This is a genomic window from Prevotella sp. P4-98, from assembly GCF_002251405.1.
GTDB lineage: Bacteria > Bacteroidota > Bacteroidia > Bacteroidales > Bacteroidaceae > Prevotella.
Genome location: NZ_NPJC01000008.1, coordinates 86,693 through 98,580, shown reverse-complemented (window position 1 = coordinate 98,580; position 11,888 = coordinate 86,693). Strand labels below are relative to the sequence as shown.

General features: G+C 49.3%; 10 protein-coding genes. 3 read left to right on the top strand and 7 right to left on the bottom strand.

The window, feature by feature from the left end:
* Positions 1-438: 438 nt before the first annotated feature.
* The 3 genes from CIK96_RS02265 to CIK96_RS02255 are packed head-to-tail and all read left to right on the top strand — an operon-like array spanning position 439 to position 4,412.
* Positions 439-2,343 (top strand): glycoside hydrolase family 97 protein, encoded by a 1,905-nt coding sequence (locus CIK96_RS02265; RefSeq protein ID WP_094439399.1) that lies wholly within the window; start codon positions 439-441, stop codon positions 2,341-2,343.
* A 60-nt stretch (positions 2,344-2,403) separates the two neighbouring features.
* A complete protein-coding gene (locus CIK96_RS02260) occupies positions 2,404-3,711 on the top strand; it encodes an acetylxylan esterase (RefSeq protein ID WP_094439397.1) in 1,308 nt (435 codons plus the stop codon).
* Positions 3,711-4,412, top strand: a complete 702-nt coding sequence (locus CIK96_RS02255) for a NigD-like C-terminal domain-containing protein (protein ID WP_158214818.1) — start codon at positions 3,711-3,713, stop codon at positions 4,410-4,412. Before CIK96_RS02260 ends, CIK96_RS02255 begins: the two co-directional genes overlap by 1 nt.
* 112 nt (positions 4,413-4,524) lie before the next feature.
* Here the strand turns inward: CIK96_RS02255 and CIK96_RS02250 are convergent, their stop codons facing one another.
* The 7 genes from CIK96_RS02250 to CIK96_RS02220 form a co-directional block, all read right to left on the bottom strand.
* A complete protein-coding gene (locus CIK96_RS02250) occupies positions 4,525-5,487 on the bottom strand; it encodes an acetylornithine carbamoyltransferase (RefSeq protein ID WP_094389731.1) in 963 nt (320 codons plus the stop codon).
* Between the two features lie 35 nt (positions 5,488-5,522).
* Positions 5,523-6,764: a glutamate-5-semialdehyde dehydrogenase gene (locus CIK96_RS02245; protein ID WP_094439381.1), complete on the bottom strand. Its 1,242-nt coding sequence runs from the start codon at positions 6,762-6,764 to the stop codon at positions 5,523-5,525.
* Between the two features lie 23 nt (positions 6,765-6,787).
* Positions 6,788-7,564, bottom strand: a complete 777-nt coding sequence (gene proB, locus CIK96_RS02240; protein WP_094439379.1) for a glutamate 5-kinase — start codon at positions 7,562-7,564, stop codon at positions 6,788-6,790.
* Between the two features lie 22 nt (positions 7,565-7,586).
* Complete coding sequence (locus CIK96_RS02235; RefSeq protein WP_094389728.1) at positions 7,587-9,260, bottom strand: AMP-binding protein; 1,674 nt, start codon at positions 9,258-9,260, stop codon at positions 7,587-7,589.
* A gap of 82 nt (positions 9,261-9,342) precedes the next feature.
* Entirely contained in the window at positions 9,343-9,903 is a 561-nt protein-coding gene (locus tag CIK96_RS02230) for a helix-turn-helix domain-containing protein (protein WP_094389727.1), read from the bottom strand.
* Between the two features lie 65 nt (positions 9,904-9,968).
* Positions 9,969-10,745, bottom strand: coding sequence for a pyrroline-5-carboxylate reductase (locus tag CIK96_RS02225; RefSeq protein ID WP_094389726.1), 777 nt, complete (start codon positions 10,743-10,745; stop codon positions 9,969-9,971).
* A complete protein-coding gene (locus CIK96_RS02220) occupies positions 10,742-11,878 on the bottom strand; it encodes an aspartate aminotransferase family protein (RefSeq protein ID WP_094389725.1) in 1,137 nt (378 codons plus the stop codon). The genes CIK96_RS02225 and CIK96_RS02220 overlap by 4 nt, the downstream gene beginning before the upstream one ends.
* Between the last annotated feature and the right edge of the window lie 10 nt (positions 11,879-11,888).

Here is an 11,888-nt window from a genome sequence, read left to right as displayed (position 1 = left end):
TATTTCTGAACTACCAAACTTTTTCGAGAAAAAAAATGCAGATTGCATGAAACTTTTTTGCAGAGATTGATTTCTGTCAAGCCGCAAAACGGAAACTCCTTATTTATTATATATAAAGGACGTGTGGGCGCGCACAAATCTTTTTCTTCATTTCCGATGGCTGAAAAAGCACCCGAAACGCACCAATGCTGCTATTTCAAAGTTTCACTTTTAGAGGGAAGCTTTGCGGAAATGTGCAAAGAACGGGGAGATTTTGGATGGAAGAGCTATGAGGAAACACAAAGAATAGGGGCTGGCTTTGCGGAAATGTGCAATGAACGGGGCGGTGCTTTGCGGAAATCGCTACGCGATGGAAGTTGTGTTTTTGGGGAAAATTATTGGTATTGCGGTGAAAAAAGCGTACCTTTGCGTGCTGAACAGATAACTTATCACAAAACTATGAATCAAACTATTCTGAAAAGATACATTGCCATTTTCCTTTTCATCGCAACGGCTGCGGTGAACGGATGGGCAGCGACGCTAACAAACCGCTCTTTTACATCGCCTAACGGTTGCATCATCTGGAACACCATCACAACAGGCGATTCAATCACAGCCTTCGACATCAGTTACCGACAGGATAAAAACAGTAAGACACATCACGTGACAACCATCACAGAGTTTGGAGTAGAGACGAAAGACGGAGCTGGACACCACTTGAGACTGGTGGATACGAGTGATCCACACCCTGTGTTTGAAACCTACGCGATGATCGTGGGAAAGAAATCTATCTGCACCAATCACGGACGCGAAGTGGTCTATACGTTTGAGGATGATGTCAAACGCCAACAACGACTGGTGGTCAGACTCTATAACGACGGTGTGGCCCTGCGCTATGAGATGGATAACCTGTTGCACACACGTGTCACAACAGAACATACGACCTTCCGGATTGATGAGGGCACCAAGCGCTGGATGCAGAAATGGAACGAACCCTATGAGGATTTCTATCCACTCGCCACTACTGGCAACGACAACAACCACCGATGGGCTTTCCCTGCCTTGGTGGAAGCCGCTCCAAAGACATGGATGTTGCTGACGGAGGCAGGAATAGACGGTGGGCATAGTGCTGCATCGTTGTACAACGACAAACAAGCAACCGACTATCGTGTGGTGGCTGACGAACAACGACAGAACACCTCAGGAAGATGGGTTTCTCCTTGGCGTCTTGCCCTGATTGGCGGACTGGAAGATCTCGTAGCCTCAACACTCGTAACGGATGTCAGTGCGCCCTGCCGACTGAAAGACACGGCATGGATTCAACCGGGTGGTGTGTCGTGGATCTACTGGGCCCACAACCACGGCAGTCGTGACTTCAAGATTGTGTGTCAATATATCGACATGGCGGTTGCCCTTGGCCTGCCCTACGTGCTGATAGATGCAGAATGGGACGAGATGGGCAACGGCGGAACGATAGGCGACGCACTGGATTATGCGCAAAAGCAAGGTGTAAAAGTGCTGATCTGGTATAATTCCTCTACTGCATGGTTGGGGAAAGACGGAGCGCCAGGTCCCCACTTCCGCCTCAATGCGCCAGAGCGCAGAGAGCGCGAATTTGCATGGTTAGAACAACAAGGAGTGGCTGGCGTGAAGATAGATTTCTTTGCCGGCGACAAACAAGAGACTATGCAATACTGCATCGACCTGTTGGAGGCAGCAGCCCGCCACCATCTGATGGTGAATTTCCATGGTGCAACACTGCCACGCGGTTGGCAACGCACCTACCCCAACCTGCTATCGACGGAAGCTGTCTATGGTGCTGAATGGTACAACAACAGCCCTGTGCTGACGGACAAAGCAGCAGCACACAACGCCACACTACCCTTCACACGCGGTATTGTGGGATCGATGGACTATACACCCTGTACCTTCTCCGACTCGCAACACCCTCATATCACCACCCATGCGCACGAGCTCGCCCTTGCCGTACTCTTCGAATCGGGACTGCTCCACTGGGCAGACCGTCCTGAGAGTTATCTGACGCAACCGAAACAGGTGAAGCAGTTGATCGGTTCGCTACCCACCACCTGGGATGAGACACGCCTGTTGGCAGGTTACCCCGGAGAACAAGTAGTGATGGCACGGAGGAAAGGACGCGACTGGTATGTGGCAGGAATCAACGGAACCAACGAGCGGGTGACGCTGGAATTTAACATCGACTTTATCGGTAGTAAGAAAACCACGACAACCGTCTTTACCGATTCAGGGAATGCTTCGTCACCGTGGCACATCAACAGCAAAAGAATAGGCCGTATAGTCTGTGAGCCACGTGGCGGTTTTGTTATGGTTATCAAGAGTAAATAGACCCTATCAACGAACAATACTACAAAAAACAACTACAAAACGATGAACATCAAAACGACAATGAAACGAATGATGATGATCGCCCTAATGGCGGTTGTCACACTGATGGCTGGAGCAGAAAACTATCCGTACCGCAGCGACTACCTATGGGTAACCGTGCCCGACCATGCCGACTGGTTGTACAAGACCGGCGAGAAGGCAAACATAGAAATACAATTCTATAAATACGGAATACCTCGAAACGGCGAGGTGACCTATACCGTGGGCAACGACCTGTTGGGAACAGATACAAAAGGCACCGTCACGCTGAAGAACGGACGTGCCAAGATCAATATCGGAACGAAGAAAACGCCAGGATTCCGTGATGTCGTGCTGACCATGAAACTGGATGGACAAAGCTACACCCACCATGTGAAGGTAGGATTCTCACCTGAGAAGATACAACCCTTCACACAAGAGCCCAAAGACTTCAACACCTTCTGGCAAGGCAACCTCGACGAACTGGCAAAGATTCCGCTCAGCTACACCAAGGAGATTGCCGAGGAATACTGCACCGATAAGGTGGATTGCTATTTGGTGAAAATTCCCGTGAGCCGTCGCAAACAATGCGTCTATGGCTACCTCTTCTACCCCAAAAACGCGCAGCCAGGCAAGCATCCCGTAGTGCTCTGTCCTCCGGGAGCCGGCATCAAGACCATCAAGGAGCCATTGCGACATAAATACTACGCAGAGAACGGTTTCATCCGACTGGAGATAGAAATTCACGGACTGGATCCCCGACTGCCCAAGGAGACTTTCGATGACATCAGCCGCGCCTTCAACAGCGACGCGACAGGATATTTGGAAAACGGTATAGACAACCGCGACCGATACTATATGAAGCACGTCTATCTCGCCTTGGTGCGCTGCATTGACCTGCTCACCTCACTACCCGAATGGGATGGACGGAATGTTGCGGTACAAGGCGGCAGTCAGGGCGGAGCCCTCGCCCTCGTGGCAGCAGGTCTCGACAAACGCGTGAACCTCTGTGTGGTGAACCATCCTGCGCTCAGCGATATGGCAGGCTATACGGAGAAGGGACGCACCGGCGGTTATCCCCACTTCAATCGCATGACAGGACTCTACACCCCTTCCAATATCTCTACCATGGCGTATTACGATGTGGTGAACTTCGCCCGTAAGGTGAAAGCCACCACCTATATGACATGGGGATATAATGATAATACATGTCCGCCAACCACCAGTTATGCAGTATGGAATACGCTGAACTGCGAAAAAGAGTCGCTCATCACCCCCATCAACGAACATTGGACGAGCGATGCTACGGAATACGGACAGATGGTCTGGATAAAGAAACACCTACAATAATGAAACAAGAATCACACCTCCTGTCGTGGAAGCCACGACACACCGCAGTAGCCGTTGCCTGTTGCCTGGGAGCCCTACTCTCCGGATGCACCAACGATGCTTACGACAAGGGCGACGGCCCTTATTCCGATATGCAAGCCGAACTGGTTGATGTAAGTATCGGAGAAGAAAAGAAAGCCCTCGACTTCGTGACCGACAAGGGTCAGCACTATATGTTTGAAACTCCTGTCCTCGCTACATGGGCTTCAAAAGCTGATTCCACATACCGTGCCATCGTATATTTCGATGATTTGGGCAACGGAGTTGCCAAATGCAGGGCATTGGGAGGTGTACCCACCCTCCGTGCGAAAGAGCATAGGAAACTGCAGAATATGGCAGATGACCCTGTGGGTTACGAGAGTGTGTGGGTGTCAGACAACCACCGCTATGTGAACATGGCATTGCTGCTGAAGTCGGGAGTCTCTGATTCTAATTCAGCACTCCATAAGATTGCCCTTGCACAAGATACGCTGATCTGTCATTCAAACGGACGCAACACCGTGCACTACAGACTGTTGCACGATCAGAACAATATTCCACAATACTATACAGACCGGAGCTACGTGAGCATCCTGTTGCCCGAAACAACACCTCTCGACACCGTAGTGCTGCAGATGAACACTACAGATGGCGTGGTAAGCAAGGTCTTGACGATAAGATAAGGGCTTTGCTGAAATACGCAAAAAACGGAGGCTATAGAGAACGATATTAGCAATACGAGGCGGATTCATGATGGATCCGCCTCGCTGCATTAATTATAATAAGGTGTTAGAATCACATGCTTTCTAACATACGTTTAATCACAACCGAACATGAAATTTCTCTGTTGGCAGCTTCAGGAATAACGATGCTATCCGGACTCTCAATAACATTGTCAGTAACAATAAGACCACGGCGCACAGGTAGGCAGTGCATGAACTTAGCATGGTCGGTCCACGCCATGTGCTGTTCATCGACCGTCCAACTCATATCCTTCGATGTAATCTTACCATAGTCAGCAGGATTGGTCACGCCCGGATTACTCCAGTTTTTAGCATAGATAAAGTCCGCACCTTCGAACGCTTTACGCTGGTCGTACTCCACGCGAGCATTACCTACAAACTTCGGATCGAGTTCATAGCCCTCAGGATGAGTCACCACGAAATCCACATCGGCAGCATTCATCCACTCCGCAAATGAGTTAGGCACAGCCTGCGGCAATGCACGGCAGTGAGGTGCCCATGTGAGAACCACCTTAGGCCGTTGCTTCTTCTTATACTCCTCAATAGTGATGAGGTCTGCGAAAGCCTGCAGGGGATGCACGGTAGCCGTTTCCATGGCGAAGACCGGTTTTCCGCTATACTTGATAAACTGGTTGAGAACCGTCTCAGCATAGTCGTAGTCGCGGTCAGACAATCCAGCAAATGAGCGCACACCGATAAGGTCGCAATAGCACCCCATCACCGGAATAGCCTCCAACAAGTGTTCACTCTTATCGCCATCCATGATGACTCCACGCTCTGTTTCAAGTTTCCATGCACCCGCATTGACATCGAGCACGATGACATTCATGCCCAGGTTCATAGCAGCTTTCTGCGTAGAAAGACGCGTGCGCAGTGAATTATTGAAGAAAATCATCAGCAGTGTCTTGTTCTTGCCCAGATGCTGATATTTGAAACGATCGTTCTTAATCTCTTTAGCCTCGGCCAGTGCTTTCTCCAGCGGACCGATATCTTGTACGTTGATAAAACTTTTCATACAGGTTATGATAATTGATGATAAAAAGAAATGTCTTAGTTTCGAGTCTGTCCCTCACCCTCTATAATCCATTTATAGGTGCAAATCTCATCGAGTCCCATAGGTCCACGCGGTCCGAGTTTCTGCGTAGAGATTCCAATCTCAGCACCCAATCCGAACTGTGCCCCATCAGTAAACGAGGTTGGTGCGTTCCAATAGACGCAAGCAGCATCCACCTTTTGTTGAAAGAGCCGTGCGGCAGCCTCATCCTCGGTAATGATAGACTCGCTGTGTCCAGAGCCATACAGGTCGATATGAGCAAGTGCCTCATCAATAGATGCTACGGTGCGAATAGCGAGTTTATAGTCCATAAACTCCGTACCAAAGGAATCGTCGGTGGCAGGCATCAGGAGCGTATCGGGATAATGCCCTTTGAGTTGGTTGTAAGCCATACTATCTGCAATGAGAGTCACTTGTTTCTCCGCCATCGGAGCCACCAGTTGTGGGAGGTCAGCAAGTCGTTCCTGATGGATGATCAGGCAGTCGAGCGCATTGCAAACCGATACCCGTCGCGTCTTAGCATTAAGGATGATAGCCTGTCCTTTCTGCAAGTCACCACCTTTATCGAAATAGGTATTGACCACGCCAGCCCCCGTCTCAATGACAGGAATACGAGCATTATCGCGCACGAAATCGATGAGTTTTCTTCCGCCTCGTGGAATGCAGAGATCAATATATCCCACGGCATTAAGCATTTCGGCAGTAGCCTCATGAGTGGCAGGCAGCAGCGATACGGTATTTTCATCGATATTGTGACGCTTCAACACCTCATGGATGAGTGCAACGGCAGCACGGTTGGAGTCGTCAGCATCGCGTCCACCCTTGAGAACGCAGGCATTGCCACTCTTGAAACAAAGGGCAAAGACATCAAACGTCACATTGGGCCGCGCCTCATAGATGATGCCAATCACTCCGAAAGGCACAGTCACGCGATGAAGTCTCAACCCATTGGGGAGCGTTCGCTGATGACTGTTATGCCCCAGAGGCGACGGCAGTTTCGTCACGTTGCGCATATCAGCCGCAATACCTTCCAGTCGTTGTGGCGTCAGTTGGAGTCGGTCGTAGAGCGGATTCTTCACATCCATGCGCTCCAAGTCCTTAGCATTAGCCGCCAACAGCGTATCCTGCTGCGCCACGATAGCCTCCGCCACATCCAATAGGATGGAGTTGCGTTGCTCATCAGTCAGAGCCGATAGTGTTTTGCTGGCCCTCTTTACATCTTGAAACAGTTTTTCCATAGTTTTCTTCAAACAACAGATTGTTATGCTTTCACCAGTGGTACGAACTCCGTGTGTGGCACTTCCTCCTTGTTGTTGACCAAGTCAACGAGGATATTATCGCGCTCACCATTGGCAATAATCACCCTGATACCCGCTTGCGACACTTTCGTTGCCGTGGTGTATTTCGAGTGCATTCCTCCACGACCGAATGCACTCTTTTCAGGTTGAATATATTCAGAGAGGTCCCGTCCCGGCGCCACTTCACGTATGAGTTGGGCGGCAGGGTCTTCGGGATGAGTAGTGAAGATACCATCGATATTAGAGAGCAGGATCAGCGTCTCCGCATTCATCATCTGCGCGATGAGTCCCGACAGTTCATCGTTATCGGTAAACATCAGTTCGGTGACGCTCACCGTGTCGTTCTCATTGACGATAGGCAACACATCGTTTTCGAGCATCACCTTCATACATGCCTGCTGGTTTTGGTATTGTTCTCCCGGTTCAAAGTTTTCCTTCATGGTCAGCACCTGTCCGATATGGATATCAAATTCCCGAAAGAGGTCGTAATAGAGTCCGACGAGTTTGACCTGTCCCACAGCAGAAAACAGTTGTCGCTGTTCTACAGAGTCGAGCAGATGATCCACCTTGATTTCTCCGCGTCCACTCGCCATAGCACCCGACGACACGAGAATAACCTCATGGTCGTTTTGTCGTAGCCATGCAATCTGATCGACTAATGCCGACATACGCGTGACATCGAGTTTACCATCCTTACGGGTCAGCACGTTGCTACCCACCTTCACTACAATTCTTTTCATTTCTATAAGGTGTTCAACGGATTTATCCCTTTTGTTCCGAGTCTTTCTTACGTATTTCCACGCGGCGAATCTTTCCGCTGATGGTCTTAGGCAACTCATCAACGAACTCAACGATACGCGGATACTTATACGGAGCAGTTTCCTTCTTCACATGCTGTTGCAGTTCTTTGACGAGCTCATCGCCCGCTTTGTCCTTCCATTCCTTTCCTAATACGACTGTAGCCTTAACCACCATACCACGGATATCGTCAGGAACACCCGTAATGGCACATTCCACAACAGCAGGGTGAGTCATCAGTGCCGACTCCACCTCAAACGGACCGATGCGGTAACCACTCGACTTGATCACGTCGTCAATACGTCCTTCAAACCAATAGTAGCCATCTTCATCGCGCCACGCCATGTCGCCCGTGTGATAAACACCATCGTGCCATGCTTCGCGAGTCAGTTCCGGGTCGCGGTAGTATTCTTTGAAAAGACCGATAGGTTTGCGGTCTCCCACACGTACGACAATCTCTCCCTTCTCACCATCCTCACACGGCGTACCGTCAGGTTTAATCAGGTCGATGTCATACTGTGCGTTAGGCATTCCCATAGAACCCGGTTTCGGAGTCATCCAAGGCATGGTTCCCAGTGTCATAGTCGTTTCAGTCTGTCCGAATCCCTCCATCATCTGAATACCAGTTTTTTCTTTAAACTTATCGAATACTGCCGGATTGAGCGCTTCACCAGCCGTGGTGCAGTACTCCAGCGATGAGAGATCGTATTTAGAGAGGTCTTCACGAATCATGAAGCGATAGATGGTAGGAGGCGCACAGAACGAAGTGACGTGGTATTTCTCTATTTGTCTGAGCAGCGTATCAGCATTGAATTTCTCATGATCGAACACAAACACGGTAGCTCCGGCAAACCACTGTCCGTAGAATTTGCCCCATACCGCCTTACCCCATCCCGTATCAGCAACAGTCAGATGGAGTGAGTTTTCGTGCAGATTATGCCAGAACACACCCGTTGTAAGATGTCCCATTGCATAGAGATAGTCGTGTGCCACCATCTTCGGTTCACCACTTGTACCACTGGTGAAATACATCAGCATCGTGTCCTCGTTGGTATTGACGAAAGCAGGACGCACGAAGTGTGGTGCCTTTTTCCATTCCGACTGCCAGTCGCGGAAACCTTCAGGAATGGGTTTACCATGGTCAGTAACTGTGATGAGTAGCTTAACGGTAGGACTCTCCGGCATTGCCAATTTAATCTGTTCGGTCACATAGGCATCATCCACACAGATAATCGCCTTGACACTTGCACGCGTATTGCGATAAACGATATCGTGCTTGGTCAGCATGTGAGTAGCCGGAATAACGATGGCTCCAATCTTATGCAAAGCAAGCATGATGACCCACCATTCATAGCGTCTCTTCAGTATCAGCATGACAGGATCATTCTTCCCGATGCCCAATGTCAATAGGTATGAAGCCGCCTGGTCAGTCTGCTCTTTGAGTTCTCCGTATGTTGTGCGAATCTCGTCTCCTTGGTCGTTAGTCCAGAGGATGGCGAGTTTTTCAGGAGCCTCTTCCGCCCACACATCCATCACATCGTAGGCGAAGTTGAAGTTTTCGGGAATGATAAATTCCAGATGTTTGTTATAGTCTTCCACAGACTCGAAGTGTGTCTGCTTTAAAAATCTTTCAATCATGTTTGTTGTGTTTTTACTGCGTAAAGGGAAACTCCAAGCACTTCGTGTGTTGTAAGTCCCCAGTGTGTTGTTTGTAGCCTCCTTATTTCTCAACCACGAAGGCGAGGAATTTTACTGCTTTGTTGCCTACAGCGAGCATGCCGTGAGGTTTTCCTGAATCGAAATAAATGCTGTCTCCCTCTTCCAGGCGTATGGTTTTATCGCCGATGAAGAGATCCATTGACCCTTCGAGTACGAGGTTAAACTCCTGTCCGAGGTGAGTATTCTTATAGATTTTGTGTGCTTCAGGCTTGGGTTCTACGGTCACGATAAACACCTCCGCATCGTGGTTAACAAATCCACTGACCAGACTTTGGTATTTATAGGCCTTTGTGCGCTCCACGCTCATGCCCTGTCCTTTTCTCACTACGAAATATGATTTCATGCGTGGTGCCTCAGCAAACATCAGTTCTTCCGCCGACACACCATATTTTCGTGCAATCTTCATGAGTTTAGAGATGGTAATATCCACCTCACCGCGTTCTATCTTTTCATATACATCCACATCGATGCCGCAGGTTTCAGCCACTTCCTCAGCCGTAAGATCGAGCACGTCGCGCAATCCTCTGAGTCGTTCACCGATTTGTTTTAATTGTTCGTCCATTGTTTTTGTGTATAATCGTGTTATTATTTACTTTTAGCGTATTACAATCTTGTCAGACGGTTTCACTATTTCAGTCCGGCTTTCAGTCCGCGGATGACAGCAGAGGTAAAGCCAGCATGTTCCATCTCGTTGAGTCCCTTGATGGTCACTCCACCCGGTGTAGTCACCAAGTCGATGGCCTGTTCGGGATGCATTCCGCTTGCTTGCAGCAGTTTGACAGCACCCAAAACAGTCTGCATCACGATGTCTTTAGCAACATCCGCTTTAAAACCAAGTTCCACGCCGCCTTCAGAAGCAGCGCGGATGTAACGCATGGCATAAGCAATGCCACAAGAGGCAAGCGTAGTTCCAGCTGCCAGATGTTGAAAGTCAGTGATGAGTGTACTACCCATCTCATCGAATATTCCTTTGACGGTTGCGGTCTGTGCATCGTCAGCCCCTACGGGCACCATGAAGGTCATTGATGCCAATTGGGCAATGGCGATATTGGGGATTACGAGGAAGAATGGCGGTGTTTCGGGCAGTGCCTCACGCACCCGTTCCGGCGTTACTCCTGCTGCAATAACCACCAGGAGTTGGTCTTTTGGACGTATGCTTGCTCTGATACCAGCCAATACAGTATCAACGAGCCAAGGTTTCACACACACGCAAACGATATCAGCCGTTTTGGCTGCGTCAGCATTGTTTGTCGTGGTATTGACTCCCATTGCCTTGAATTTCTCCAATACTTCAGCCGTTGGGTCGGCCACTGTAATCTCTTCCTGCTTGAAGGATTTAGCCTTAAGCAATCCTTCTACGGTGGCGCCCCCCATGGCTCCAGCACCTATCATGGTAATTTTCATAATGCTGCGAAAACTTTATTGAGTTTATCGATAAACAGGTCTGCTTCTGCTTTGGTGAGGCAGAGTGGTGGCAAGAGACGCAGTACGTTGGTTCCTGCACAACCTGTGAAGCAGTGTTCTTGATAGATGAGCGGTTGTCTGACATCCTTATGTGGCACATCGAGATCTACGCCAATCATCATTCCTCTACCGCGCACATCGAGGATATGTGGGTTGTTGATTGCTCGAAGACGACCGATGAGATACTCTCCCACCTCGTTGGCATTCTCGACAAGATGCTCCTCTTCAAACACATCAAGTACGGCGAGTGCTGCTGCGCAAGCCAGATGGTTACCTCCGAAAGTGGTTCCGAGTTGTCCATATACGGGTTTAAACTCTGGCGAAATCAGTACGCCACCCATCGGGAATCCGTTGGCAATGCCCTTTGCCACGGTGATGATGTCGGGTCTGATGCCCAACCACTGGTGTGCAAAGAACTTACCGCTTCTTCCGTATCCACATTGTATTTCATCGCAGATGAGTATGGTGCCGTGCGCTTTACAGAGTTTCTGCAGTCCTTGCGCAAATTCGGCAGTGGCGAGTTTGATGCCTCCCACACCTTGTATGCACTCAAGAATGACAGCGCAGACATCTCCCTTAGCGAGTTCGTGTTCCCATGCTGCGAGGTCGTTGAGTGGCAGATAGGTCACGTGACCGTTATTGTTGATGGGCGCAATAATCTTCGGATTGTTAGTAACCTCTACTGCGAGCGATGTACGTCCATGGAATGCTTTCTCAGCCGAAAGCACTCTTGTGCGTCCATTGGTGAATGATGCGAGTTTCAAGGCATTTTCGTTAGCCTCAGCACCCGAATTGATCAGGAACAACTGATAGTCGTCGTAGCCCGAAATGCGACCGAGTCTTTCTGCCAATTCCACTTGCAGTTTATTGATTACCGAATTGGAATAGAATCCCAGTTTGTTCAGTTGTTCGTTTACCTTATTGATATAGTGTGGATGTGAATGGCCGATAGAGATGACCGCATGGCCTCCGTAGAGGTCAAGATACTCTTGTCCTTTATCGTCCCAAACGTGGCATCCTTTACCTTTGACGATATTTACATCGAACAATGGATAGACATCAAAGAGCTTCATATATGTTTTA